Genomic DNA, 26,179 nt, shown 5'->3' on the forward strand with positions numbered 1-26,179 from the left:
ACTTACTGTATATATAAACAGTAAGTGTATTTATGATTCTTTATATTGCCGAAAAACCCAGCCTTGCCCGAGCGATTGCAGCCGCCCTTCCCTCACCACAAAAAAAAGAAGAGGGCTGTATTTGGTTGCCTAATGGTGACTGCGTTAGTTGGTGTATCGGCCACTTGCTCGAACAAGCTGAGCCTCATCAATATAATCCAGCTTATAAAAGTTGGAATTTAGACCACTTGCCTATCATTCCGACTGACTGGCAATGGCAAGAAAAAGCCAACACAAAGAAACAACTTGGCATTTTAAAAAAATTGATTAAAAAAGCCACTGTTTTAGTTCATGCAGGAGACCCGGATAGAGAAGGCCAATTGCTGGTCGATGAAGTACTTCACTACACCAAGGTTCCAGCACAGAAACTGAAAAACACTCAACGACTTTTGGTAAATGATTTAACACCTTCTGCGGTAAAGAAAGCACTTAGCAATTTGCGTTCAAATAATGAATTTGCGGCGCTATCTCGATCGGCGTTGGGTCGTGCTCGTGCAGACTGGTTGTTCGGCTTAAACCTAACACGTGCTTATACCATCAGGGGCCGTCAAGCTGGCTACCAAGGTGTTCTATCTATTGGGCGAGTGCAAACGCCAGTACTAGGACTTGTTGCTGCTAGGGACAAAGAAAGAGAAGCCTTTGTTCCAAAAAACTTTTATCAAGTATGGGCGAGCATACAAACAACTCAAGATGCCATATTTCAAGCTAAATGGTTGCCTAGTGAAGCTTGCCAACCTTACATGGACGATGAAAACCGAGTGCTAAGCTTGCCGCTTGCGCAAAACGTCGCCAATCGCATTACCAATAAACCAGCGATTGTGATTGAAGCAAATTACAAACAAAAGAAGCAACCAGCGCCACTACCCTACAGTTTGTCAGCACTTCAAATTGATGCAGCAAAAGCATTTTCTCTTTCCGCCCAGCAAGTGTTAGATACTTGCCAAACTCTTTATGAGCGTCATCAGATAATCACCTACCCTAGATCCGATTGCCGTTATTTACCCACTCAACAGCACAAAGACGCTGCAGCTATTATCGCCGCTCTCACTCGTTCGGGAGGTGATATACAACAAGGCGCAGAGAACGCCGATGCATCACGAAAAAGTAAAGCGTGGAACGATAAACAAGTCACGGCTCACCACGCTATTATTCCAACAACTCAAGCTCACAAAGCGGCATCACTTTCCAAAACAGAGGCGCTGGTATTTAACTTGATTGCCCGCCAATATCTTATGCAGTTTTATCCTGAATACGATTATTTGGCGTCTTACATCAAATTGGAAATTGAAGGTGGGCTCTTTGAAGCGAAAGGTAACACACCTATTTCACTTGGCTGGAAAGCGCTTTTACCCAGTAAAAACAAATGCAAAGACCCTGAAGACGAAAACCAAAACGAGCTACCAAAGCTAAGTAAGAATGAAGAACTCTGGTGTATACAAGGGCAAGTCCAAGAGAAAGTCACTACGCCACCGGCGGCTTTCACTGACGCGACATTACTGGCTGCCATGACTGGTATCAGTCGCTTTGTGACTGATAAAGACATTCGAGCAATACTGAAAGAAACCGATGGCTTAGGTACAGAAGCAACGCGAGCGAGCATTATAGAGTTACTTTTTAAACGTGGCTTTTTGATGAGACAAGGTAAACAAATTCACGCCAGCCAAACAGGGCGCGCCTTTATTGATTGTCTACCTAAGCAACTGGTCACTCCTGATATGACGGCAAAATGGGAGTCAGCTCTTAACAGTATTAGTCTTGGAGAAGCAAGTTATCAAGAATTCATGACAAATTTAGAAGGCAACTTAAATCAGTTACTAAGTGCTTCCCGAGATATGCCGACATCCGCATTACAAAACCTACCGCCGCCAACAAAGAGTCCTTTCGCTAAACGAAAAGGCTCAACAAACAAAAGGACGACAGGTACAAGAAAAACAACCGGAACGAAATCTATCAGTACAAAAACGACAAGCTCAAATACAAAAAGACGCTCAAAAGCGCCTTCTTAGTCTATTCAATATTGTTCATTCCACATTTTATTAACGAACAATCAACCGATCGCGAGCCATACACCAACACCAACCATTAATGTACCAGCAATACGGTTCATGATGCGTACATTACCACTTTGCATAAGAATAGATTTCAAAGTTCTCCCGCCTGCAGCGTAAATAAGCAAACAAGTGAGTTCGAGCGTTAAAATGATGGCAATTAATACAATCAATTGACCAGTAAGTGGGCGACTAGCATCTAAAAAAGGTGGCAATAAAGCGACAAAAAAAGCCCAGCCCTTAGGATTAGCAATTGCGGTCACAAACCCTTGTGAGATTAAATCTAAACGTGAGGCAGGCTTGGCTCCAGCGGCGTCTGCTTTAATGGCCATTTTACCTTTAGACAACCACATCTGAATCCCAACGAAGGCAAGATAGGCACCGCCTATATATTTCAACACCATAAACACACTAGGATAATTCAATAATAATGCAGCAACACCAATCGCGGATAAGATAGCCACAGTTGCAACACCTACTAACTCACCCAACATCATCCAAAGTGCGCGCTTAACGCCAATAGTCATTCCCAACGTCATGGCTAATGTCATACACATGCCTGGCGTAATAGAGACAAAAAAGAAGGTTGGTATAAAGGCGGAGAGCAGTGCTAAATTCACAAGAGATCCTTATCTAACATGTAGTAATTTATGGGACAAAATTCTCATGACTTAGCATAAGTAGCAAGTACTAAAATACGGATAAATGGACTTGACCTTAAAATATCAACAGAAGGGAAACTAAAAATGTTTTTTTGTTTTAAATGTGGAGTCCTCAATAAACTTGCTCCATTCATCATCCAACTCACCCTCATCTTCACTATCCATATTTTTAGTCATCTCTTCTTCTGCTTTTTGCAAAGCAAGATCGTCTTCAATTTCTTGCAGCAGATCTTTAAGCTTAAGAATAGCAGGTTGAGCTTCGACAGACTCTTTGATGGGCGTTAATTGCGACAAAGCCTCTTTATACATTTCTATAGCTGTGTCCATTTGACCACTCAAAAATGCCTTACGAGCAAGGTAGGCATGATAATCCGAATTAACTTTGTAGTGATAAAAATTTAATAACTTACTGTATCGATAAACAACATCTTGATCGATGGTTTTTTCTTTCTGCGATAAAATTAAATAGGATTTGAAGGACTCAAAGAGGCGCTTTACTTCTATTATAAGCAATTCATCATTCATCGGCTTAGCACGTCTTTTCTGCGTGTTCGTTTGGAACTCTGCCATTTCTTCTGCTAAATGACCGCGACGACGAGTTAATGTTGGATCTGGTTGCAATTCAATAAGCTGATCGTATATAGCGATCATTCGAGAAAATAACCACATTCTCATATCTTTGGGCTGATACTGGGGAGGCATCTCATCAAGATAGCGACGCACCTGACGCAATTGATTATTAAGCGTTGTCACTTTACGCAATTTTTCCAATCGAGCCTGCTCTTTTAACTGCAGAAAAATTGCGAAGGCAATAAATCCACCGATAACGAGCAAAAGCACTGTAATGGTAACGGCTGTCATATGATGAGTAGTTTACCTTAGTAATATTTATATACGAAACGCCTGCAGGCTTCAAAAGTACGAATACGAATAAAATTCGCCAACTTACTTCTATTTGAGCTCCGCTTTATTGTTCTTTGAAAATAAAACCTTTTCAACTTCCTGTATCATGCTTTGTAGACGTGCCATCTCTCTTTTTGAGCTACTCACAGAAGCATTTTTTTCCATAACTGATAACGCAATTCGATATTTTTCTAGCGCTCTATTTTTCCTATCATTATCTAAATCAAGTCTAGCCTGCCGTACTAAAAGATCGCGATAAGCCAAAGCATGCGCATAACGTATCAAAACAATATGATGCCTTATTATTACTCTACTCGCACCATAACTTTCACCCATGCTTCTCAACTCTCTGAGCATAAATTGAAGTGAGTTTTGGATTTGATCTAACTGCTCTTGACTGACGACACGATCCTTTGCTGTTACTTGACGCCCTAACTTCAGTTCTGTCAACAGTCTTAGTAGATCAGCCTGCTTTGAAACAAACTCCGACTTATAATTAGATGTCACAAGTTGAGTTATAACAGAAAGCAAATATTCTATGAGAAAGATTTTGGTATCTCTCGCCATGTAACGATCAGAAATCATTTCTAATGAATAAAGTAAGCGATCACTTCGATTCGATAAACGAGAAAGTAGCTTCTTTTTTAACTCCCTTTGATGTCTTCTCCAACGGAAAAAAGCAGGCAGCAAGCAAAGAACGGCCAAAAAGATAACGGCAACTAAAATCAACATACTTAATTTCATTACTTAATAGTTACCTAAGTTGCGACTTTATATAGAAATAAAAAAGTAACTTACTTTTATATAACACAGACGGCGGGATGAAAACAAAAAAAGATCAGAGAAGCTGATCTTTTTTTGTTTATCTTGAAAGAGACTTATCGAGAAACAGAAAAGCCGAGTAACATATAAAAAATTATAGCTGAAAGTACAGCAGAAGCAGGAACAGTAATCACCCATGCAGCAGCAATACGTAACAAAGCAGAGCGTTTCACCAATTCTTTCTTCGTTGCTTTCTTCAAGCCTTTACGTTCTTCAGATGAGATAGGGGATGAAGCTTGCGCGGCTTTCAATTCTTTCAAAATTGCACGCTTTTCCTCGACATCCGCCAACTTGAAACGTTTCACAAACTCTTGTGTTTGCTGACCATTGTGACCCGCAGATTCTGAATGAGAAATGATAGACGCCAGTTTTTTCTCATACGATTGTTTCAAGTACTCACGTAAGAAACCAACACCAAAGATCCCGCCCACAGCAATGTGAGTAGAACTAACAGGTAAACCAAGCTGAGAAGCGACAATTACCGTAATAGCAGCTGCCATGGCAACACAAAAAGCTCGTGTTTTATCCAATTCAGTGATTTCAGATCCGACCGTTTTGATAAGCTTAGGACCAAATAGAGCAAGACCAACAGCAATACCAATACCACCAACCATCATAATCCAAATAGGGATCGATGCTTTGCTAGAAACAGCACCAGTCATTAAAGCATCATTAATAGCAGCAAGTGGCCCAATCGCATTGGCAACATCGTTAGCACCATGAGCAAAGCTAAGCAAAGCAGCAGATACAATAAGAGGAAGTGTAAATAAACTATTCACAGCATCTTTATCATTTTTCAATGCAGTTGCCGCTTTATCGATCATAGGACGAATGAGGAAGTAAACAGTTAATGCAATTGCAAAAGCGATCATCGCTGCCGTAACAAAATCTAGCTTCCAAAGATGTTTAAGACCTTTAAGAATAAGATACGTTGAGAACGCCCAAACCATTAGGCCAACTAATAAAGGTACAACCTTTTTAGCCGCATCAATCATGTCGCTTTTATAGGTAATTGAACGTTTGATATACATTAGGAATAACGCAGCGATCACGCCCCCCATCACTGGCGAAATGATCCAGCTAGCAACAATCGCAATCAATTTATCCCAATTCGCAATATCCCAACCGCCAGCAGCAATACCTGCACCAAGTACACCACCAACAATAGAATGAGTTGTCGAAACAGGAGCACCAAGATAGGTCGCTAAGTTTAGCCAAATTGCACCAGCTAATAAGGCCGCCATCATAACCCAAATAAAGGTTTCAGCGTCGCCAATTGAATTAGGATTAATAATGCCATTTTTAATAGTACCAACAACTGTACCACCGGCAATCAAAGCACCAGCAGCTTCAAAAACAGCAGCTATCAAAATTGCTCCAGTCATGGATAAGGCTTTAGACCCTACCGCTGGCCCAACATTGTTAGCCACATCATTAGCGCCAATATTTACGGCCATGTAGGCGCCAATTGCCGCTGCGATGGCTAATATAGATAAATTAGAAACCCCAACACCATTAGCTGAAGCATAAAAACCTGATAGCAAAACAAAGGCTAAGGCAATCAATACACGGACAAACTCATGACCACTCAATAACGTGGATTCTTCTTTCGGGTTATTTGTAAGATCCATACGGGCTCTTCTTTCTATAATTAATCTATGCCAAACCGTTGATAATTTAAACGATGCTTAAACTACCGACGACATGCTTATCCTAGCATCCCAAATAAATTTGGCTCTCAATTCATCCCGTCACATTTTTTGAAAAATGTAAATTCGGCGCCATTCTACACTGGGAGTCTTCAGATAAAAACCCCTAAACTTGCTGATAGCTACGACTCGAAAAAGGACAAAAAAAGTGCCTAAATAGGCACTGAATGAAAAGATACTACAGAAATATGACTGTTTTGTTACAAATATAATATTACTAAGCAGCTAGCATTCAATCACATTGACGGCTAGTCCGCCTCGAGATGTTTCTTTGTACTTATCATTCATATCTCTTCCTGTGTCTCGCATGGTACGAATGACTTTATCGAGGGAAACATAATGCGTTCCATCGCCCCGAAGTGCCATACTCGCAGAGTTAATGGCTTTAATTGATGCCATGGCATTGCGCTCTATACAAGGCACTTGCACCAAACCACCAATAGGGTCACAAGTCAGACCCAAATTATGTTCCATACCAATTTCTGCCGCGTTTTCTATTTGTTCAGGAGAACCGCCTGTCGCCGCTGCCAATCCAGCCGCAGCCATAGCACAAGCCGATCCCACTTCCCCTTGGCAACCCACTTCAGCACCAGAAATAGACGCATTTTCTTTGAACAACAACCCGATAGCCGCTGCAGTAAGGAAAAAATTAATCACGCCCTCTTCACTAGAACGAGGACAAAACTCCCAATAATAATGCAATACAGCCGGAATAATTCCCGCTGCACCGTTTGTCGGAGCCGTTACTACACGCCCACCAGCGGCATTTTCTTCATTCACTGCCAAGGCATAAAGATTGACCCAATCCATAGCACCTAACGATGGTGTAATCATATCCATGCGTGTTTTACTGGTTAAATCTCTGTATAGGCTAGCGGCTCTACGCTTTACTTTTAGTCCACCAGGTAAGATTCCTTCACTACGAATACCTTGCTGGACACAGGCCCTCATTACAGACCAGATGGAAAGAATGCCTTGCTTGATTTCATCTTCGGTCCGCCAATGTTTTTCATTTTCCATCATGATCTGCGCAATGCTTTTGTCTTGTGCTCGACAAAGCTGAATCAATGTTTCGGCGCTATGAAACACATGAGGAAGTTCAGTGGCATCCTCAACCAACGCCACATTTCCGTGCTCATCTTCCTGCACAATGAAGCCACCACCAACTGAATAAAAGGTCGCTTGGTGAATTACTTGGCCTTCAGTATCAAAGGCAACCAACACCATGCCATTAGCATGAAAGTCTAAACGATCAATACGGTGATAAATTAAGTCTGTCGTGACATCAATAAAAATAGGCCGCTGAGCCAATAGATTAAGATGTGAAGATGTCTCTATTTGCTCAACTCGCTCATTAACACGGCTAGGATCAATCAAATCTGGCAGTTCACCTTCAAGCCCCATTAAAACTGCTGATCCAGTACCATGTCCTTTCCCAGTAGCACCAAGCGAGCCATATAAATCAATTTTTAACCGACTCACTTTAGGTAATAGATGCCGATCTTGTAACTGATGAACAAATTGATTTGCAGCCACCATAGGGCCAACTGTATGAGAGCTGGAAGGACCAATTCCCACTTTAAAAAGGTCAAATAAACTGATTGCCATAGCCTTTTCCCTCTGCCGATAAATGCTTTTTTACACGGCGATTAAAATACAAAGTACGAGTTCAATGGCAAAAGAAATTATCACTTATGAGATAAAGTTTCCAATTGGAAACAGATTTTTTTTGTCTATATCAATTACAAGTTTCGAAAGAGGCAACTTTTTGACGTTTAAAGATCATTATATTGGTGATGAAATTAGTCCTTAAAGTAGAAAAGAAAAGAAAAGAAAAAAACCAAAAGACCGAAATCTTTTGGTTTTTCATTATTATTCATGATGAGTCAGCGATCTACTTTGACTGAATTAAAAGAATCCTAATGGATTCACATCATAGCTTATCAGCATGTTTTTAGTTTGTTGGTAGTGCTCCAGAGCGATTTTATGAGTCTCACGACCAACACCAGATTTTTTATAACCACCAAAAGCAGAGTGAGCTGGATACTGGTGATAACAGTTCATCCAAACGCGACCGGCTTCTAGGTTACGCCCCATACGATACGCAAGGTTGGTATCACGCGTCCAAACCCCAGCACCTAAACCAAATTCACTGTCATTGGCGATAGCAAGTGCTTCAGCCTCGTCTTTAAACGTCGTCACACTGACAACTGGACCAAAGATTTCTTCTTGGAAGATACGCATGCTATTAGAGCCTTTGAACAAGGTTGGCTGTACATAGAAACCTTTATCCAAACCATCTACCGATTCGATGCCACCACCAATTAATAGTTCCGCCCCCTCTTCTTTACCGATATCAATGTAACTCAATATTTTATCAAACTGCTGCTTAGATGCCTGAGCACCAACTTGCACGTCAGTATCCAATGGGTTGCCGCGTTTAATAGTTTTAGTACGTTCAATAACCAATGCCATGAACTCATCATAGATAGATTCATGGATCAAGGCACGAGATGGACAAGTACAAACTTCACCTTGGTTAAAGAAAGCCAACACCAAACCTTCAACACATTTGCTGATAAAAGCTTCTTCATGTTGCATGACGTCTGCAAAGTAGATATTCGGCGACTTACCACCTAACTCAACCGTAGAAGGAATGATATTCTCTGCCGCACATTTCAAAATATGCGAACCAACTGGCGTCGACCCAGTAAAGGCAATTTTGGCAATACGTTTACTGGTCGCTAGCGCTTCACCCGCTTCTTTACCATAACCGTTGACGATATTAAGCACACCTGGTGGTAGAAGGTCCTGAATCACTTTGACCAATTCAAGAATAGAGGCTGGTGTTTGCTCTGCTGGTTTTAGAACCACACAGTTACCAGCGGCAAGCGCTGGAGCAAGTTTCCATGCAGCCATCAAGATCGGAAAGTTCCAAGGAATAATTTGACCAACAACACCTAATGGCTCGTGAAAATGATACGCCACAGTATGTTCGTCTAACTCAGCCGTACTGCCTTCTTGCGCACGTAAACAGCCAGCAAAATAACGAAAGTGATCTGCTGCTAAAGGAATATCTGCGTTCAAGGTTTCGCGAACTGCTTTACCATTGTCCCATGTTTCGGCTACAGCAAGTGCTTCTAGGTTTTGCTCGATGCGATCTGCAATTTTCAACAATATATTGGAACGATTAGTAACGGATGTTTTACCCCAAGCCGCGCGTGCAGCATGTGCAGCATCTAGGGCTAAATTGATGTCTTCTTCAGTAGAACGAGGAATTCGACAAAATACTTCGCCATTAACTGGGCTAATATTATCGAAGTATTGACCTTTCACCGGTGCGACCCATTTACCGCCGATAAAATTACCGTACTCAGCTTCAAACGTAATAAGGCTACCGTTAGTACCAGGTTGAGCGTAGATCATAAAATATTCTCCATTCTTGTTGTTTTTATTTAAAGAGGACTTTGATGCCTGCTGCACTCGCAACTTCGTGCAAAGCTCTCTTTAGGTTTTTAATCTTTGTTTTAACCTTGATAGTAAGAGTAGGAAGAAAACGAGAAGAAAACTTGCCTGTGAGTCCATGAAACTTGTCTAGCGATCCATTTCTGCTGTGCTTTAGTATTGACCCACGAGCAAGCAAGAGTGATGATGAGTAAAAGATAATTAGCCACGCCGCACAATTAAAATAAAAAACATTGAGACAAAAGAGGTGTGTAAATGAGTCGCTCTATCTCAACAGAGAAAATATTACTGCAACATAAGCGCGCGCCAGTACAGTTGGTCGAAAATCGTGTTTGTTTTGCTGGGCCACACTCCGAGCTCAGTATTTACGACACTTATGAGCAAGCACAAAAAGTCAGCTTAAAAGCCGACTCTTTGCTTTATTGTGGAATGGTTACAGGAGCAAAAGTCATGCACACCAAAGAGCATGACAATATTCCTTTTCTTCCCCATGAATCTTTTATATTGGCACCAAAAGAAGAAGTCTTTATTGATTTCCCCGAAGCACAATTTCATCGCCCAACTACATGTCTCACCATTGCTATTTCACAAGAACGAGTAGCACAAATTTGTGATCGCATGAATGACATTATGGTGGAATCTTTACCCTCTGGCGTCGCACTAGATCCAAACCAACACCTGCACACCCTACATACTCAAGCAACGCAGCAGGTCATCGATAGACTTACCAGTGACTTTCTTCGCAATGATCCAGACAGAGATTTACTCGTCGACTTTGGTGTAAGTGAATTGGTCACTCGAATAATCCGACATCATGGTCGAGACGCTCTATTACGCTTCACCCAACGCTCACCAGATGCAAATGGTCTCACTTGTGTTATCCAATGTATCGAACAAAACCTAGCACAACCTTTGGATATAAATCAGCTAGCTAAGATGGCCTGTATGAGCCGTAGTCGCTTCTACGAAAGCTTTAAACGTCAACTAGGCTGCACGCCATTAGAATATCAACATCAACGCAGAATGAGCCGCGCTTACCAGCGTCTACAAGAAAAATGTTCAGTAACGGAAGTGAGTTATGAACTAGGTTACTTAAGTTTGAGTCACTTTAGCCGACGTTTCCATCAACACTTTGGTATGTCGCCTCGTCAAGCAACACAAACTCAGCTCAATTCATAACAGAAGATAGAACTAAAAGGCGTGTCCTGACTTGGATTTGCAGTACATGAAAACAACCAGCATAAAAATTAGCCCAAACATTAAACCAAAAAATGGGACCAACTGACCAAGCTGGTACAAAGAAGCCAAAATAACAGGCCCCAATGCAGCTCCCAGCCCTTGCATAGAAGCATTCATGCTTGCCAAGCGACTCTGTTGATCATCTTTTACCAACAAAGTTTGCGCGGTCACTATGCCCGGAAACAAGAACCCAAAGCCTGCACCAAACAATCCCATGGCAAACAAAACACCAGCGTAGGAATCTAAAAAGATAAATGCCAGCTGAGCCAGCACTCCGACGCCAACCCCAGAAAAAATCAAAGTCACTACACCAAGCTGGAATCGTGGTACCAATATCATTTGTACTAGAATGCTAAAGCAAGACATAGTCATCATGGCAAACCCCAACTGATGCGTAGTTTGGGCGACATCAAGCTGAAACCTATCCTGAATCAAAAAGCTCATAATTTGTTGAACACCTGTCATCGATAAGATGGACAAAGAAGACATGCACAAAAATGGCATAACCGGCTGAGTAAGCCAATTGATCTTAGGTGGTTTCACAAATTGACGCACATGCTTAGTATCTTTTACAAAAAATACCACCAGCAAAGCGATGCTACCCGCCAAAAAGGCAATGATATAGAAAGGCGCAGTCAGTCCTAAACTACTCAATAAAGACGCAAAAGCTGGACCTAAAATCATCCCTATACTAAAAGCTGCACCAATCATAGCAATGGTAGAACTACGATGTTTAATGTCAGTATGAGCGATTAAATAGGTCTGAACAGAAGGTAAAACACCAGCAATTCCAAGGGAAAAAATAATACGCAAACCGAACACCAAATAATAGGTTTCCTCCGCTGACAAATGCTTAGCCAAGGCTTCTTGCAGCACAAATCCTGTCAGCGTAATGGTCACTGCATAGCTACTCATACCGATAATCACCGAACGCACACGGCCAATTCGATTAATGATGCCACCCCATAAAAAAGCAGCAACAACAAAGGTTGCGGCGCCTGCGGTAATAAGCGTACTGATTCGAACATCAGCCAAACCAATTTCACGACCAATTGGCGGTAAAGACGTAAATATAAAAGACTGCCCAATCCCTACCGCCATCAAACAAGATAACAATAACCAACGGGACAAACGCTCATGAAGAGAGGAGTAGGTTTCGGAATTAATCAATGCATATCCTTGATATCAAACTAGCAGTTCAGTCTGCCTAAATAGCAGATCTTTTTAAACAAGCAGGTGGCGTAAACTTGATCTCATAAAAGGGCTATTTATCATCCTGATAAACTGCGCAATAAATTATCATATCCTGGTGTTTTTTTCTGGCCATTATGAGTAAAACCAAGGATTTAAAATGGAAATAACGACTATCAAGAAATAATCAGAAAAGCTTAGGTTTTCTTTTTGCACCAACGATAGAAAAATGCGTAAAATCATTTTTATAATAAATGTACCTTCTCGCTCACTCCCGTTAAAAATGGCCGAATTCCCAAAATTAACGTGCTTAACGAGTGCGCTAATGACTGTTTCAGCAATGAAAAAGAAAGGAAATCATGCAGCCTCTTTTTAAACACCCAAATTTTGTCCATTTCTGGATCGGGCAGATAGCCTCTTCTTTTGCTTTTCAAATGCTCAGTGTTGGTATTGGCTGGCAAATGTACGATCTAACCAACAGCCCAATGGCACTAGGTCTAGTGGGACTTTGCCAGTTTCTCCCGCAACTACTACTAACCTTGGTAGTAGGACATGTCGCAGATCGCTACAACCGTCGGTTAATTTGCGTTTGCACTCGCTTCACCATGGCTATGACGGTCGGAATACTAGCCTATGGTAATATGACATCGACTATCTCAGCCGAGATGATTTATATTTGCGCTGCACTCCTAGGCACAGCGAGAGCCTTTGAAATGCCTGCAAATCAGGCTATTTTACCCAATCTTATTCCTAGCGAACTATTATCTCGAGCTGTCAGCGCGATTGCCTCAGCAAGAGAAATATCGGTTATCGCAGGGCCTGCACTTGGTGGCTTAATTTATCTTTTAGGGCCAACTACACTCTATTTATCGAGCATGAGTTGCTTCTTAATTTCTTGCGTCATTATGTTCTTTTTACATTACAACTTTACGGTAAAAACTAAGTCGCCAATTAGCATTGAGCACCTATTCGGTGGACTCACTTTTATACGCGGAAACAAAGTCATATTAGGCTCGGTATCATTAGATATGTTCGCGGTTTTATTAGGTGGCGCTACCGCTCTCTTACCTATTGTGGCAAAAGACATTCTTCATACTGGTCCATGGGGATTAGGTTTATTACGTTGTGCTCCAGCACTTGGCGCATTACTCATGTCGGTGTACTTAGCACGTCGTCCGTTAACCCACAGCGTGGGGAAAATTATGTTTGCCGCAGTGGCTATTTTTGGTGTTGCAACCATTCTATTTGGTTTATCTGAAAACCTTATTCTATCGATGCTTGCCTTAGTTCTCCTAGGCTCGTCTGACATGATCAGCGTTGTTATCCGCTCAACGCTTGTACAGTTAGAAACTCCGGATGAAATGCGCGGTCGAGTCAGTGCCGCTAACTCTGTATTTATTGGCAGTTCAAACCAATTAGGGGAATTTGAATCTGGGGTAACTGCAGCATGGTTCGGCGTGGTTCCAGCCATTGTTATCGGCGGAGTCGGAACCATTGCTATCGTTGGTATTTGGATGTATTTGTTCCCAACCTTATTAAAGCGTCACACATTAGACAAAGAAAACGATTAGCGTTCTTATGTTGGGATTGTGCTTACACTCAGGAAGCACGTCTTAAAATAATGTGGAACAAACCAAACAGTAGCACCGCATAAAACAAAAAGCTGATGGTTAAAGAGGTCAGCCCAAAGTGTCCGCCAATCAAACCACTTAAAAATGGCAAGGTCATGGCTCCAGACACCGCAGCGCTCATTTGAAAGCCGATTGCATGCACTGAATACTTTTTTCCAACTCGTGTGACTGTTTGTGAAATCATACAAGGGAAAATGGGCGCCGCGCAGAAGCCCATTAATGCCAAACCAAAATAACTCGTATAAGGTGTCGCACTCATTGTAAAAGAGAGTGCGCCTAAGGCGACACCAGCCAAACAAAGACGCAATAATTGATCTACGGCAAAACGCTCCACTAGGAACCCAAAAATTGCCCGACCAAATGCTAAAGCGCCCCAATAAACAGCTACCCAAGTTCCTGCGCTGGCTAATGAAATACCGCGAGATTCCGTCATCACAGTAAATGCCCACTGCCCAACACCCACTTCAACACCTGAATATAAAAAGAAAAACGCAATTTGAAAACGAATAACGGGGTGCTTCAATGCCTGAAATTGGGTAATTGCTGGCGTGTCATCTGCTTGAGTGCCAGCTTTTTTGGGGGCATGTTTATCGCTTTCCCAAAGGTGTCGACTAAATATAAATACCATCGCCATGACAAACAATATAGTCGCGAGAACAGCATAACCCAACCGCCAATTCTGAGAAAAACTTACCAAAACTGTTGTAACAATAATAGGTCCAGCGGTTGCGCCTACACCGAATGCGGCGTGCAACCAATTCATATGACGGGTAGTAAAATGCTCTGCTGCGTAAGCATTAAGCCCTGCATCAATAGCACCTGAGCCCATACCAATTACAATAGAAAACAAGACAAAAATAATAAATGAGGAACTGAAATAGAAACCGAAAAGACCGCAACTCACCAGCAAGCTACTGATAACTAGCAACCAACCGACACCAAAGCGAGCCATGAAATAACCGACTGAAAAGCTCGACATTAGATAGCCCACGCCACCAGCGGCAATAACTAAACCCAGCCAGCCGGTAGGGACACCAAATTCAGTCCGAACAAATGGCCAATTGATACCATGCGCGGCGTCAGGTAAGCCCAGACTAATAAAGCCTAAATAGGCAATAAATAACAACACGCCAGATGTGCGCATGAAATATCCTTGTTCAAATAAAGATTATTTGAACCCATTCATTGGACAAATAAAATCTTTAAAATAACTTAATGCCACTTACGCTTATCTTTTTCAATAGTCTTCCATTTCCAGTTTGGCGCTTCACCTTTCCAGTAATAACAAGCAATCAAAATAAGCGTGCTAATTACCATAGACACGGCCCATTTAAGCAGCTCAGTTTTTGGATCATTCACGATGCTAATAACGACGACCGTCAACAGGTATAGGGCTAAAACAGCCCACCCTTGCCAGGTGTTTGGCCTACCCCAACCCCAACCATTCTTTTTTGCTGGAAACCAAACTGTCTTCTTTTTATCCGTCATATCAAAAACCCCAGAGCTAAATAATGCTATATGCTGAAACACTTTGCCTTAATTCAGCCCATAAAAAAAGAGCCTACGTGAGCAGACTCTTTTTATTGAGATTAATAATTCTACTTTTGTGCTTGATGATTATGTCTAAAGTACTAATCTAGTCAGCTTATATCTTACAGACTCTTATCTTGCGAGCTCTTATCTTGCAAGGAATTCACCACGCGTTTTGTCGCTGCGTTTAAACAGTCCACCTAGAGCGGTGGTTTGAGTTGAAGAACTCGCATCCATAACGCCTCGAGCTTTTACGCAATAGTGCACGGCACTAATACTTACCGCAACGTTGTCGGTTTCAAGTAAGGCTTGCAAGGTGACTAGAATCTGCTGAGTAAGACGTTCTTGTACCTGCGGACGCTGGGCAAAGAAACGCACTATACGGTTGATTTTAGACAAACCTATAATTTTCGTTTTAGGTAAATAAGCAACTTTCGCTAAACCATCAATGGTCACAAAATGATGCTCACAAGTACTGGTGAAACTAATATCGCTTACTTTCACCATTTCATCTACTTGCATCTTATTTTCGATCACAGTAATTTTTGGAAACTGTGCGTAATCCAAACCAGAAAAGATTTCTTTGACGTACATTTTAGCAATACGGTGTGGCGTTTCAGCCAAGCTATCATCGGTCAAATCTAGACCAAGCGTTGTAACCACATCTTCAAATGCACTTTTAATACGCTGGTATTTTTCTTCGCTCGTCAAACCATTATCAATCATCGGGGTTTCTAAACCACTATTGATAAGAGCATCGCGTACTTTTATCGCCTCATTAGACAACACAAGGCGGTTTAAATTAGTTTGTTCAGCTGTGTTAGCTTTCATATGTTTGTCCTAAGTTGCTTAACCCTGTCTCATGACATGAAGGCGTTCAAAAAAAGAAGTCCCATTCGGCGAGTTAGACCAAATGCCGGCCTCCATCAAGTGACAAGGTTCGACCTGTCATATAGCGACTGTCTAATATGTACTGTATCGCTAGCACACCTTCTTGCTCCCCTGGCTCCTTGCGCAGCAAGGATTTATTCAATGCTTTGTTCCGGTATTCTGTGTCATCGCCACTGTTAAACATTAAAAGTGACGGTGCGATCGCATTAACCTTAATTCGAGGTGCAAATCGTTTAGCAAACGAGCAAGTTAAGTTTGCTAAGCCTGCTTTACTCGCAGCATAAGCTATGTGTTTATCACTGCCTTTTTCAGCTACATAATCCGTCATGTGAATAATGTCTGCTTGTCCGTCTTGCTCAGAACCCGCACATAATAATGCTTCGAAGGCCAGATTTATACGATAAGGCGCAAATACGTGGACTTGCCACATTTTTTCCATTAATAACGCCGTATCCAAACAATCTTCTTCAGACTCCCACTCAGAAGCATTATGAATAATCCCACCAAGTGCCGAATACCGACCTTGTATTCTAGCAATAAATTCATCCACACCAGAGATGGATGAAAAATCAGCCTGTATACAAGAAATCCCCTGTCCTTCTAATATGGCAATGTCTTCTCGTTCTCTGCGATAAGTAATAATTACCTCATATCCTTGAGCAACTAACGCTTTAGCACAGGCAAGACCTAGGCGCTGCCCTCCGCCTGTAATAATAATTGGCATTTTACGCGTCATTAGTATCCGTTCCTACTGAGTTATCATCATTAACTACATGAAAAAATACTATCGATTCAACATCTGTATTTTGTTTCAGCCAACGTTTAATTCTTCGGCTAACCTTAGATACGTGCGCTTTTAAAAAAGAGATCAATCGATATCATCTAAAACATTTTTTTCTACGTATCCATTGAACCACTTTTCATTAATAAGTTCTAAAAAATGCGTTGTTGAATTTCACTATCCAACTAAAAGAAGGAATTGCGATGACCTTACTAACAGAAAGATCGACCGATACATCATTAACAAGCGGCAGTATTCCCCAGGAAGCTTTCGATTGGTACGACGAATACGCTCATGGCGACATAGATCGGCGCACCTTTTTATCTCGCCTTGGAACACTTAGCGTAACTGGATTAACTCTTTCCGTCGTCGCTGGAGCACTAACCCCCAACTACGCGTTGGCGGAGCAAGTGTCATTTAATGACCCAGATATTAGAGCTAGTTATGTGGTATACGATTCACCCAATGGGCACGGTAAAGCTCGCGGCTATTTAGTTATTCCAAAAAACGTCAATGATGACAACAAAGCCCCAGCCGTGCTGGTTGCTCACGAAAACCGTGGTCTTAACCCATATATAGAAGATGTCGCCAGACGCTTAGCAAAAGCAGGATTTATCGCCTTTGCTCCTGATGCGCTGTTCCCTTTGGGTGGTTATCCTGGCAATGACGATAAAGGCCGAGAAATGCAGAAAACACTGGATGGAAATAAGATTGAAGGTGATTTCATGGATGCGGCAACTTTATTGAAAAAACATGAATTAAGTACTGGCAAAGTCGGCATGGTCGGCTTTTGTTATGGCGGTTACTTAACCAATGCCTTGGCCGCTTCAATGCCAGATACTATCGATGCTGGCGCACCTTATTACGGCACACCAGCTAAGTCCAACATAGATAAAATAAAAGCACCGTTGCAGCTACATTTTGCCGAATTGGATAAACGAGTGAATGATACTTGGCAAGATTACGAAGCAGCGCTAAAGGCTAATAAGGTTGATTACACAGCCTATGTGTATGCTCAAGCAAATCATGGTTTTCACAATGATTCCACAGCTCGTTACCAAGAGAAAAACGCCGAGCTGGCATGGGAACGCACCATTAGTTTTTTCAAAAAGACATTAAGCGCTTAATCTATGTAAGGCGTTACGGACGACTAGCTTAAGCCGTAACGCCTTTAATATTCTTCACATTAATGGAAGACGATGCTTCATTGTATTTAAAATCAATACCGCGAACATTCGGTGTTTGTCGCCACAAGGACTCACACAAATCAGATACGCTGATATCATTACTAGATTGCAGCCAAGCAACAACTGCACGGGCGACATTCGGGTAAGATATCTGTACCACTCGGCTAGTTTCTAGCCATTCTTTAATCACTTGTGAATTTAAAACATCACTTGTTTTAGCTATGCCTAAAAAATCTAGTGCAATGGCATTGGAATGCTGTTCAATTTGACCTTTTAATGGTTTTGCTAAAATACGACGGCCAAGCTGTAAGGCCTCAGAATTTAATTCAAATCCTGCATTACAAAGTACAGATTCGCATTCACCTAAGTTCTTTTGAAATACTTCTCGACCAAAAGGGAACACTTCTATATTGCCATACACACCAGGCTCAATATCTTTGCAATGAAGACGGAAACGATAATTCGGCACGCCATCTAGCCAATCCAACACAGCTTCACTGTTTTCAAAAGGCAGATAAACTAAAACTTGCTCAGGATCGGCCATGTTTTTTATTTGCTGGGCATGAATAAGTGGCGGCAAAATGGGATGACCAAAGTGATGCCAATGAGCACCTAGCTGAGTCGCAGCGGGCGCAAAGTTTGACATTATCCACTGGGCAATAAAGTTCTTCTTATAGCGAGGAATATCATATTTAAATGCATACTGATGACCAAACCCTACGCAAGGCACACCTTGACGTTTGGCCGCCCAAGCGACAATAGGCTCAAAATCCGTAATCACCAAATCGTAACCACGGGTATCTATCGAGCGAATGTCTCGGTACAGCTTATAAAAATTGGCACTTTTACAAGTTGCGTACAGATCTAGTTGCCCATTTCGCGCCACAAAGCTCAAACCTTGGAAGGTTCGATAGTTACCAAATACTGCCATATCAAAGTAATCTTCTGGCGGACGACCAGAAAAAACAAAATCAACTTCTACGCCAGCAGCATGCATTTCTGCTGCCATAGCTCTTGCTCGAGTAATATGGCCATTACCTGTTCCTTGAACACCGTACAATATTTTCATGCTAGTATCCCTATTGCTAACGCAGCACAAGCTGTGCCTAACAAGGCTCCAATTACGGTATCCGTTGGGAAATGAACGCCAAGAAAAATGCGCGATAAGCCCACATTTGCCGCCCAAAAATACAACATCAGGTTCATGCTTGGAAACCACTCAGATAAACAAAAGGCCATAAAAAATGCCCCTGAGGTATGTCCTGATGGAAAAGAAAATTGGTCAGAAGGAATAATAAAGCTGCTAAAATTATCGAGCGCATCAGCTGGACGATTACGCTTAAAACCTCGTTTTAAAACAAGATATAGAATACGCTCGACAGCAAAGCCCAACAGCAAAACAAGCGTCAAAGTGAGCTCTCCAGCAAACCAAAATAAAAGCGCTAAAAAAGCATAAATCGGGCCATCCGCTGAAAATGAGACAGCGCGCCCAATACGAGTCAGTGTCGTTCGGTGCTTTCTAGCCATACACCAAGAAAAAGTCTGTACATCTACTGCGTGGATATTCTGAAGTATGTTCATACTTATCACCTCACTGGTTTTGTCTTACTTTCAACATAAACCAGTAAAATGTCCGTTCTGTGGCATTACTATGACAACTTAGTGACAGACAGTAATTACAACTTTCAGGCAAAAAAATACCTCGTCATAACGAGGCACTTAGAAACATAAAATATCAGATTATTTAAAGCCTATTATCAAGCTATAACCAGTTAGTAAGCATTATCCCAATACCAAGCGACTGAGTTTGATGATTATAATCCAATAAAGATTGTCCATAACCATTAAAGTATTGAATGTAGCCGCGCGTTTTACCCCACAAAGGAAAAGTAAAACCTACCTGTATAGCCCCTCTATTTTCTGATGATTTAAGGTTATTTCTCAACATTACGTCAATCGTATAATCATCAATAACGTGTATTATATTGAACTCACCATAGCCGTAATAGTTTTCAATATTCGGGTTATCATCAACCTTTGAGCTCTCAGGAATCCGATACCAAGGCTTAAAAGAAAAAGCGGTATCGCCATGCTCAAACAGAAAATCCACATAAAATCGATTCCAAGAGCGAGACAGCTCATTTGACTGGCCATTGGACTGATGGACAAAGCCGTAAGACACATAATCTGGATTAATACCTAGAAAACCATGCTTTGGCTTGGTAACAATAAACGCTTCAGGCTCATGGTTAGTATCGCGAAAAGGTGCAGAGATACTACTGTTATAAGCCTGCCAATAAGCTTGCTGAGTGTAAGCAAACCACAAACTACTGTTTCTACCCACTACATCATATGCAACGGGAAACTTAAGGCTAAATTGAAACTTAAACTCCACACTTTGTAAACTTTCAGAATCGCTCGCATCGCCTAAAAAAGCACGATCGTTAGGATTAGATGTATAAGCAATAGGTAAAAAATAATTGGGTTTATGAGGCGTTAAAACAAACGGATTATTCACTGTCGCTGTTTCTCTATTCTCTCTTTGTCGCAATAACCCGTTGTCTTCTTTAGCCCGCTTAGCAGTAGATTCAGGCACTTGGGGCTCTTCAGGAGAGTAAGCATCATCCTCCTCGCCTTCCACAACCGTCGCTGTATCAGAGGTATTAAAAAAACTACCACCTGACTTATCTAACGTAGTTGATTCCACTTCAGCCCATAGCAAACTTGGAAGAAGCATTATTGAGCATACAATGGCTTTCATTACTAAAACCCTTAAGTGAAAAACACTATTTCATTGGGACAGAACGACCTTTTTAGCATAGGTATCACGTTCCATTTCACACACTTCGACCGAAAAACTAACATCTTTTAATGAAAATTGTGTTAATGCTTCTAGAACCAAATGAGAAAGATACTTTCTTTGCTCTATTGTGCGACCAGAAAGCATTCGCAGAATGACATGGACAAATGCATCTTCTTTTCCTGCTGTTAAAAAACTCTTATATGGAAAACTGCGTAATTTGATGTCTTCTTCAGTAAACAATGTCGAGGCAATACAAGCGCCTTTGACGGCTTCAAGAAGGTCAACTGGTGGCACTTCTTGTTCTAAATTTTGGCTATACTCAACAATGCAATGTGGCATTTAAGACTCCATTTTTAGATTTATTGGACGTATTTGACTAATAACCACGAAGCATATCAATAGTCGGCGGAATATTACCCGTTAATCGATACTGTTTAATATTCGTAGCAACAATTTCACTCGCACTAACAGGGTGTGTTGGTGCTGAAATATGTGGTAATACTGTAATAGAATCATGCAGCCAAAACGAGTGATTTATAGGCAACGGCTCTTGCATGAAAACATCCAATACAGCGTGAGACAAATTCCCTTGATCAAGTTTCGCCAACAGAGCTTCATCATCAATTATGAGACCACGGGCAAAATTAATTATGCTTGCTCCAACAGGCAGACAAGACAAGTTTTGATGATTAAGCAGACCCTTAGTCTCCATCGTCAAGGGCAAAAGGCAAACGAGTATATCACTTTGATTCAGCAATGGGATGAGCCCCTCTTCACCGTGAAAGCACTCCACGCCTTCAACCTGCTTTGGATTACGACTCCACCCAGCAACAGAAAAACCATTAGCAACTAAACGCTGCGCACTAACACGCCCTAATTCACCCAACCCAAGTACGCCAATTCGACGATCCTGAGCGCGCACCATAGGCTGCTGAACCCAAGACTGTAAAGTCTGTTGTTTAGCGTATCTTGGCATATCTCTATGAAGGAAAAGCGTCCAGGCTAAAACGGCTTCTGACATGGTTTCAGCCAAATTGGAGTCAACTAACCGAACAATCGAAAAAGATGGCGACGATAATTCATTGATCATGCGTTCTACACCGGCCCATACACTATGAACCCACTTCAATGAAGGAAGAGACAGTAAATCTTGAGGATCTGGGTTGGCGACAATAGCGATTTCACACAGCTGTTTTTGCTCTGCAGTTAAATCGGCAAAAGGGACAATCACTTCATTGGGCATCGCTGCTGATAAATGCTTAATCCAAATATTTTGTTCTGCCAAATCTGCACGACTAATAAAAGGAATCATTTCTCATACACCTGAGCCAAGTCTTTAAATCCTTTTAACTCAATGGCATTACCACTTGGGTCTTTAAAAAACATAGTCCACTGCTCGCCTGGCAAGCCTTCAAAGCGAACACTTGGAGCAAGATCAAAAGCCACATTGGCTTCCGTTAAACGCTTTGCCAACTTCTGCCATTCATCTAACGGTAAAATCAACCCAAAGTGAGGCATAGGAACAAGATGGTTTCCCACTCTACCTGTCTTTGTCGTCGGGCTTGGTTCGCCTAAATGAAGGGATAATTGATGTCCGTAAAAATCAAAATCCACCCAAGTCTCAGTGCTGCGCCCCTCTGTACAACCTAAAACCTGAGTATAAAAAAGGCGTGTTTCGTCTAAAGAAGTAACATGAAAGGCATAGTGAAATAAAGCAGACATAAAGAGTCCCAACAAAAATGAATTAGGTTAGGAAAATACAGCACTCAGAGCAAAAGTAAACATGCAGCTCTGATACAGAGATGTATAGCAAGCGTTAAAAAAAGAAATACCTGACGCCCCTAAAACAACTGCAGAGTATCGAAATTACCGTATCCACCCACATCTTAAACCTCATAAATCAATGTCTCTATAACTTCGAATTTTCATTAATTTCATTCACATCACTCTTTTTTTATCCGTTAACAACATCCCTAAAAATGTATTTTTGTATCAAGGCTTTGTCACGTTTGATGGTATTTTGTATCGATTTGCAAAGGGGCATATACAAGAAAATCATTATTAATATACTGCTGAAAATAACTTATTAAATTAAATGGTCATTTTTAAAAATATTTTATTTTATTGACTACACTTACTTTGTTGAATGGTACAAACAGCTTAAGGATAAACATGTTGCGATTTCTTCTTTGTCATTGTTTTGCGTTGGTTATAGCAGGAATTCTGGTATATGAATCTTTAATGTGGGAAGCCCTCACTGTTCTTGCCATTTTGGGTTTTATTCCAACTTTTTTATCTCGATCTAAAAAAGATAACCCTAGATCCTCTGCACGTCCTGAAAACGTACTAATAACACAACCGCATCAAGCTGATCATGTATCTATCCCTGAAGCACTTTTTAGCAGAGACTTAGTACCTATATTAAACGTATGTTCAAATGACCTTAGTAATGTACTTGCTACACAAAAAAGTGCTGTAGAGCTATTAAATAATGCATTTGTAGAGACGAACTCGCTAATCGAACAACAAGCCAATTGCATTCACCATTTGGTAGAAACCGATAGTGAGGATAATAAATATTACAGTGAAGTCATGCGTGACTTTGCCGCACAGACGGCAACCACGCTAGATAAATTCATCGAAAGTACAATTGAAATGTCAGCCTCATCCATGGAGCTCCTTTCAAAAGTAAATGAAATTCATGATGAAATGCCTGAGATAGCAAAAGCCTTAAAAGACATTGATGATATTGCTGATCAAACCAATCTTTTAGCACTTAATGCGGCTATTGAAGCTGCCAGAGCCGGTGAAGCTGGACGAGGTTTTGCAGTTGTTGCAGATGAAGTCCGCTCGCTATCAAATCGCTCTTCAGGCTTTAGTATTGCTATCCAATCTCGCCTTAGCAAAATCCAAGACCAGGTTTCTAACCTAACGAAATCTATGGAAAAACTGGCCGCCCATGATGTGACCTACATCATGGAGTCTAAAAAAACTATGAATAGTGCTTTGGAGCATATTGTTAACAAAGCCGAAGAAGATGCGGGTATTACACTAGAGCTAGAGAATCTTGCTAAGTCCTTAGAGTCAGCCATATTTGATGCAACCAGAGCACTACAGTTTGACGATATTAATGGACAAAACATTGTCTACACAATTGAAGTCTTAGAGTTTATGGGTGAGCAGCTGAGCTCTGTCAACGATGACTCGTCAGACAATATAGAGCATGTTTTAAGGGATAAATTAGAAATAATCAAACAACGTAGCCAGCAAAAACATAACCCTGTTTCTCAACAAAATATTGAAAGCGGCGACATTGATTTGTTTTAAATAAGGACGAGAGGTTCGCATGTCAGAATTAATAATTATTAATATGCCTGAAAGATTCGATTTTAGTACACATGGGTGGTTTACCAAGGCCTATGAAGAAGCATTAAGGAAAACAAAAAAGATAGTCTTAGACTTTTCTCGTGTCTCCTACGTTGACTCATCAGCTCTCGGAATGATGGTACTTTTGCATCGTCAATTAAGTGCGAACTCTGGTCACTGCGCCATCCGAAATATACACGGTACAGCAAAAGACATTTTAGATATGGCTAATTTTGAGAAGCTATTTAGCTATGAATAAGATAAGCAAAGTTCTTTTATTAGAGGATAACGCTTCAACTCGATTGATTGTGTCTAAGGCACTTCAAATAAAAGGAATTGAGGTGATCTTAACATCGACGCTTGAAGAGGCTCGTCAGTGTTTTGGTGATAACTCTATAAAACTTTTCTTATTGGATGTTCATTTGCCGGATGGAATGTCTGATGAATTAATTCCACAGATTCGTCGACTCTACCCTATGGCACCTATTTTGATGATAACAGCAGAATATGATAGCTCGCACATGGCTCGTTTGTTTGATGCTGGCGTAAAAGATTTTATTCAAAAACCGATTCTACCACTGCTCTTATCAAACAAAGTACAAAGTTTTCTTGATTGGTCAGAAGTAGAATTGGCTCTCTTTAGAGCAAATGAAAACTACCTCAGTATCATGCAAGAAAAAGAGCAAGAAGAAGCGCTCGCTTTTTTTGTCTACGATCATATCTTACATACCCACTCTTGCTCTATTGAAGGTGTTGATGTCGCCACTCTCTCTAGCGGAAGGTTTTGTGGTGATATTCTAATATCGGCAAAATCCCCAAACGGCAACTTAATTATTATGCTGGGCGATGCAACGGGACACGGTATGGCTGCGGCCATTACCGTTTACCCAATGGTTGTGACCTTTAACGCCATGGTAAAAAAAGGCTTATCACTAGGTGCTATTCTACGAGAACTGAGCGACAAACACTCAGAAACAGTACCCAGTAACCGTTTTTTTGCCTGTATTTTAATCGAAATATCTCTGTCGAAAAATACTATTAGTATCTGGAATGGCGGGATGCCGAATGTACTTATTTTCGATCACCATAAACAACTAATCGATCAAATTACGGCGAAAAACATGGCTATAGGTATTTTGCCAACCAACGATATAAGCACTAAATTTGAAACATTCCCACTTAATAGCATTGAATACCTTTCTTTTTTTAGCGATGGCTTAATTGAAAATAAACGCCATAAAGAACAAACACTTAGTTTCGATGATGTCTATTCTATTATTGCTGAATTCCCGAGCGACCCAGAGTATACAATTACTCGAATGCATGCCATGGAAGCTGATTTAAACAGCAGCCATGATGACATGACCTTATGCAGTTTAAATCTAGGAATATTGAGACAAGAACTCTCAGACAGCCCTGTAGCGAAACACAGCCCCAAAGGGAACTTTTCATTTAGCTTTGAACTATTTGGAGACTCGCTATTAAATGATCATTTCACTTTAAAACTAGTAGAACTCATTGAAAGCTATGGCTTTTCTCAGTCATTTTGCCAACGTTTTTTTACCGTGATGACAGAGCTAATCGTTAATTCAGTGGATCACGGAATTTTAAATATTCAATCCAATTTGAAAAAAGCAGATTTTATTTCTTATCTTGATAATAGAAATGCAGCTATTAGTACCCTAAGTGATAACCAAAAAATCACCGTATCACTTAGTTGGGAATCATCCAAGAAATCGCTTTTCTTATGCGTATCTGACTCCGGTAATGGCTACCAAATAGATAAAGAAATAAACACTTCAAACGATCAGACCTACGGTCGAGGCTTAGGCATTTTAAATACCTTATGCAATGACTTTATCTATGATCAAAATACCAATACAACACATGCAACCTTACGATACTAGGATGA

24 protein-coding genes are annotated in these 26,179 nt (G+C 41.1%); 7 read left to right on the forward strand and 17 right to left on the reverse strand.

Annotated features, from left to right (window positions below; genetic code table 11):
* Positions 1 to 32 precede the first annotated feature (32 nt).
* Positions 33 to 2,045, forward strand: a complete 2,013-nt coding sequence (locus BUA59_RS17655; protein WP_072840991.1) for a DNA topoisomerase III — start codon at positions 33 to 35, stop codon at positions 2,043 to 2,045.
* A 41-nt stretch (positions 2,046 to 2,086) separates the two neighbouring features.
* On the opposite strand, the gene BUA59_RS17660 is transcribed toward BUA59_RS17655, so the two are convergent.
* The 6 genes from BUA59_RS17660 to exaC form a co-directional block, all read right to left on the reverse strand.
* Positions 2,087 to 2,707, reverse strand: coding sequence for a LysE family translocator (locus BUA59_RS17660; protein WP_072840992.1), 621 nt, complete (start codon positions 2,705 to 2,707; stop codon positions 2,087 to 2,089).
* 120 nt (positions 2,708 to 2,827) lie between these two features.
* Positions 2,828 to 3,610, reverse strand: a complete 783-nt coding sequence (locus tag BUA59_RS17665; RefSeq protein WP_072840993.1) for a hypothetical protein — start codon at positions 3,608 to 3,610, stop codon at positions 2,828 to 2,830.
* 90 nt (positions 3,611 to 3,700) lie between these two features.
* Positions 3,701 to 4,396, reverse strand: coding sequence for a hypothetical protein (locus BUA59_RS17670; protein WP_139248913.1), 696 nt, complete (start codon positions 4,394 to 4,396; stop codon positions 3,701 to 3,703).
* A gap of 134 nt (positions 4,397 to 4,530) precedes the next feature.
* On the reverse strand, positions 4,531 to 6,105 hold the full coding sequence (locus BUA59_RS17675) for an inorganic phosphate transporter (RefSeq protein ID WP_072840995.1): 1,575 nt from the start codon (positions 6,103 to 6,105) through the stop codon (positions 4,531 to 4,533).
* A 303-nt stretch (positions 6,106 to 6,408) separates the two neighbouring features.
* Positions 6,409 to 7,791, reverse strand: a complete 1,383-nt coding sequence (locus BUA59_RS17680) for an L-serine ammonia-lyase (protein WP_072840996.1) — start codon at positions 7,789 to 7,791, stop codon at positions 6,409 to 6,411.
* A gap of 300 nt (positions 7,792 to 8,091) precedes the next feature.
* Entirely contained in the window at positions 8,092 to 9,609 is a 1,518-nt protein-coding gene (gene exaC, locus BUA59_RS17685; RefSeq protein WP_072840997.1) for an acetaldehyde dehydrogenase ExaC, read from the reverse strand.
* A gap of 294 nt (positions 9,610 to 9,903) precedes the next feature.
* Here exaC and BUA59_RS17690 point away from each other — a divergent pair, with 294 nt between their 5' ends.
* Positions 9,904 to 10,827, forward strand: a complete 924-nt coding sequence (locus BUA59_RS17690; protein WP_072840998.1) for an AraC family transcriptional regulator — start codon at positions 9,904 to 9,906, stop codon at positions 10,825 to 10,827.
* A gap of 12 nt (positions 10,828 to 10,839) precedes the next feature.
* Here BUA59_RS17690 and BUA59_RS17695 read toward each other — a convergent pair whose 3' ends face one another.
* Entirely contained in the window at positions 10,840 to 12,057 is a 1,218-nt protein-coding gene (locus BUA59_RS17695; protein WP_072840999.1) for an MFS transporter, read from the reverse strand.
* A 380-nt stretch (positions 12,058 to 12,437) separates the two neighbouring features.
* Between BUA59_RS17695 and BUA59_RS17700 the strand changes: the two genes are divergently transcribed.
* A complete protein-coding gene (locus BUA59_RS17700) occupies positions 12,438 to 13,649 on the forward strand; it encodes an MFS transporter (protein WP_072841000.1) in 1,212 nt (403 codons plus the stop codon).
* 28 nt (positions 13,650 to 13,677) lie between these two features.
* On the opposite strand, the gene BUA59_RS17705 is transcribed toward BUA59_RS17700, so the two are convergent.
* The 4 genes from BUA59_RS17705 to folM all read right to left on the reverse strand — a co-directional run bounded on the left by BUA59_RS17705 (position 13,678) and on the right by folM (position 16,866).
* The gene (locus BUA59_RS17705; RefSeq protein WP_072841001.1) at positions 13,678 to 14,853 is read right to left on the reverse strand and encodes an MFS transporter; all 1,176 of its coding nucleotides are present in this window, start codon (positions 14,851 to 14,853) and stop codon (positions 13,678 to 13,680) included.
* A 68-nt stretch (positions 14,854 to 14,921) separates the two neighbouring features.
* Positions 14,922 to 15,197, reverse strand: coding sequence for a hypothetical protein (locus BUA59_RS17710; RefSeq protein WP_072841002.1), 276 nt, complete (start codon positions 15,195 to 15,197; stop codon positions 14,922 to 14,924).
* A 189-nt stretch (positions 15,198 to 15,386) separates the two neighbouring features.
* A complete protein-coding gene (gene folE, locus BUA59_RS17715; protein WP_072841003.1) occupies positions 15,387 to 16,070 on the reverse strand; it encodes a GTP cyclohydrolase I FolE in 684 nt (227 codons plus the stop codon).
* 73 nt (positions 16,071 to 16,143) lie between these two features.
* A complete protein-coding gene (gene folM, locus BUA59_RS17720; protein WP_072841004.1) occupies positions 16,144 to 16,866 on the reverse strand; it encodes a dihydromonapterin reductase in 723 nt (240 codons plus the stop codon).
* Between the two features lie 248 nt (positions 16,867 to 17,114).
* On the opposite strand from folM, the gene BUA59_RS17725 reads away from it, so the two are divergent.
* Entirely contained in the window at positions 17,115 to 18,038 is a 924-nt protein-coding gene (locus tag BUA59_RS17725; RefSeq protein WP_072841005.1) for a dienelactone hydrolase family protein, read from the forward strand.
* Positions 18,039 to 18,066: 28 nt separating this feature from the next.
* Here BUA59_RS17725 and BUA59_RS17730 read toward each other — a convergent pair whose 3' ends face one another.
* The 6 genes from BUA59_RS17730 to BUA59_RS17755 all read right to left on the reverse strand — a co-directional run bounded on the left by BUA59_RS17730 (position 18,067) and on the right by BUA59_RS17755 (position 22,623).
* Positions 18,067 to 19,167 carry an MJ1255/VC2487 family glycosyltransferase gene (locus tag BUA59_RS17730; RefSeq protein ID WP_072841006.1) on the reverse strand — a complete coding sequence of 367 codons (1,101 nt, stop codon included), beginning with the start codon at positions 19,165 to 19,167 and terminating at the stop codon, positions 18,067 to 18,069.
* Positions 19,164 to 19,679 carry a phosphatase PAP2 family protein gene (locus tag BUA59_RS17735; protein ID WP_072841007.1) on the reverse strand — a complete coding sequence of 172 codons (516 nt, stop codon included), beginning with the start codon at positions 19,677 to 19,679 and terminating at the stop codon, positions 19,164 to 19,166. Before BUA59_RS17735 ends, BUA59_RS17730 begins: the two co-directional genes overlap by 4 nt.
* A gap of 181 nt (positions 19,680 to 19,860) precedes the next feature.
* A complete protein-coding gene (locus tag BUA59_RS17740) occupies positions 19,861 to 20,859 on the reverse strand; it encodes a phospholipase A (protein WP_072841008.1) in 999 nt (332 codons plus the stop codon).
* A gap of 30 nt (positions 20,860 to 20,889) precedes the next feature.
* The gene (locus tag BUA59_RS17745) at positions 20,890 to 21,240 is read right to left on the reverse strand and encodes a 5-carboxymethyl-2-hydroxymuconate Delta-isomerase (RefSeq protein ID WP_072841009.1); all 351 of its coding nucleotides are present in this window, start codon (positions 21,238 to 21,240) and stop codon (positions 20,890 to 20,892) included.
* A 37-nt stretch (positions 21,241 to 21,277) separates the two neighbouring features.
* Positions 21,278 to 22,213, reverse strand: a complete 936-nt coding sequence (locus BUA59_RS17750; protein WP_072841010.1) for a 2-hydroxyacid dehydrogenase — start codon at positions 22,211 to 22,213, stop codon at positions 21,278 to 21,280.
* Positions 22,210 to 22,623: a VOC family protein gene (locus BUA59_RS17755; protein ID WP_072841011.1), complete on the reverse strand. Its 414-nt coding sequence runs from the start codon at positions 22,621 to 22,623 to the stop codon at positions 22,210 to 22,212. Before BUA59_RS17755 ends, BUA59_RS17750 begins: the two co-directional genes overlap by 4 nt.
* A gap of 450 nt (positions 22,624 to 23,073) precedes the next feature.
* Between BUA59_RS17755 and BUA59_RS24290 the strand changes: the two genes are divergently transcribed.
* The 3 genes from BUA59_RS24290 to BUA59_RS17770 are packed head-to-tail and all read left to right on the forward strand — an operon-like array spanning position 23,074 to position 26,174.
* Positions 23,074 to 24,228 carry a methyl-accepting chemotaxis protein gene (locus tag BUA59_RS24290; RefSeq protein ID WP_072841012.1) on the forward strand — a complete coding sequence of 385 codons (1,155 nt, stop codon included), beginning with the start codon at positions 23,074 to 23,076 and terminating at the stop codon, positions 24,226 to 24,228.
* A gap of 19 nt (positions 24,229 to 24,247) precedes the next feature.
* The gene (locus BUA59_RS17765; protein ID WP_072841013.1) at positions 24,248 to 24,526 is read left to right on the forward strand and encodes an STAS domain-containing protein; all 279 of its coding nucleotides are present in this window, start codon (positions 24,248 to 24,250) and stop codon (positions 24,524 to 24,526) included.
* Entirely contained in the window at positions 24,519 to 26,174 is a 1,656-nt protein-coding gene (locus BUA59_RS17770) for a SpoIIE family protein phosphatase (RefSeq protein WP_072841014.1), read from the forward strand. The genes BUA59_RS17765 and BUA59_RS17770 overlap by 8 nt, the downstream gene beginning before the upstream one ends.
* The last annotated feature ends 5 nt before the right edge of the window (positions 26,175 to 26,179 follow it).

The organism is Marinomonas polaris DSM 16579 (assembly GCF_900129155.1).
In the GTDB taxonomy this organism is placed as follows: domain Bacteria; phylum Pseudomonadota; class Gammaproteobacteria; order Pseudomonadales; family Marinomonadaceae; genus Marinomonas; species Marinomonas polaris.

Bases quoted from the DNA above. Each gene is read 5' to 3' on its own strand.
- BUA59_RS17680 (WP_072840996.1), bottom strand. From the start codon at position 7,791: ATGGCAATCAGTTTATTTGACCTTTTTAAAGTGGGAATTGGTCCTTCC.
- BUA59_RS17655 (WP_072840991.1), top strand. From the start codon at position 33: ATGATTCTTTATATTGCCGAAAAACCCAGCCTTGCCCGAGCGATTGCA.
- BUA59_RS17700 (WP_072841000.1), top strand. From the start codon at position 12,438: ATGCAGCCTCTTTTTAAACACCCAAATTTTGTCCATTTCTGGATCGGG.
- BUA59_RS17725 (WP_072841005.1), top strand. From the start codon at position 17,115: ATGACCTTACTAACAGAAAGATCGACCGATACATCATTAACAAGCGGC.
- BUA59_RS17705 (WP_072841001.1), bottom strand. From the start codon at position 14,853: ATGCGCACATCTGGCGTGTTGTTATTTATTGCCTATTTAGGCTTTATT.
- BUA59_RS17770 (WP_072841014.1), top strand. From the start codon at position 24,519: ATGAATAAGATAAGCAAAGTTCTTTTATTAGAGGATAACGCTTCAACT.
- BUA59_RS17755 (WP_072841011.1), bottom strand. From the start codon at position 22,623: ATGTCTGCTTTATTTCACTATGCCTTTCATGTTACTTCTTTAGACGAA.
- BUA59_RS17735 (WP_072841007.1), bottom strand. From the start codon at position 19,679: ATGAACATACTTCAGAATATCCACGCAGTAGATGTACAGACTTTTTCT.
- BUA59_RS17750 (WP_072841010.1), bottom strand. From the start codon at position 22,213: ATGATTCCTTTTATTAGTCGTGCAGATTTGGCAGAACAAAATATTTGG.
- BUA59_RS17710 (WP_072841002.1), bottom strand. From the start codon at position 15,197: ATGACGGATAAAAAGAAGACAGTTTGGTTTCCAGCAAAAAAGAATGGT.
- BUA59_RS24290 (WP_072841012.1), top strand. From the start codon at position 23,074: ATGTTGCGATTTCTTCTTTGTCATTGTTTTGCGTTGGTTATAGCAGGA.
- BUA59_RS17745 (WP_072841009.1), bottom strand. From the start codon at position 21,240: ATGCCACATTGCATTGTTGAGTATAGCCAAAATTTAGAACAAGAAGTG.
- BUA59_RS17665 (WP_072840993.1), bottom strand. From the start codon at position 3,610: ATGACAGCCGTTACCATTACAGTGCTTTTGCTCGTTATCGGTGGATTT.
- BUA59_RS17730 (WP_072841006.1), bottom strand. From the start codon at position 19,167: ATGAAAATATTGTACGGTGTTCAAGGAACAGGTAATGGCCATATTACT.
- BUA59_RS17740 (WP_072841008.1), bottom strand. From the start codon at position 20,859: ATGAAAGCCATTGTATGCTCAATAATGCTTCTTCCAAGTTTGCTATGG.
- exaC (WP_072840997.1), bottom strand. From the start codon at position 9,609: ATGATCTACGCTCAACCTGGTACTAACGGTAGCCTTATTACGTTTGAA.
- folE (WP_072841003.1), bottom strand. From the start codon at position 16,070: ATGAAAGCTAACACAGCTGAACAAACTAATTTAAACCGCCTTGTGTTG.
- BUA59_RS17675 (WP_072840995.1), bottom strand. From the start codon at position 6,105: ATGGATCTTACAAATAACCCGAAAGAAGAATCCACGTTATTGAGTGGT.
- BUA59_RS17670 (WP_139248913.1), bottom strand. From the start codon at position 4,396: ATGAAATTAAGTATGTTGATTTTAGTTGCCGTTATCTTTTTGGCCGTT.
- BUA59_RS17765 (WP_072841013.1), top strand. From the start codon at position 24,248: ATGTCAGAATTAATAATTATTAATATGCCTGAAAGATTCGATTTTAGT.
- BUA59_RS17690 (WP_072840998.1), top strand. From the start codon at position 9,904: ATGAGTCGCTCTATCTCAACAGAGAAAATATTACTGCAACATAAGCGC.
- folM (WP_072841004.1), bottom strand. From the start codon at position 16,866: ATGACGCGTAAAATGCCAATTATTATTACAGGCGGAGGGCAGCGCCTA.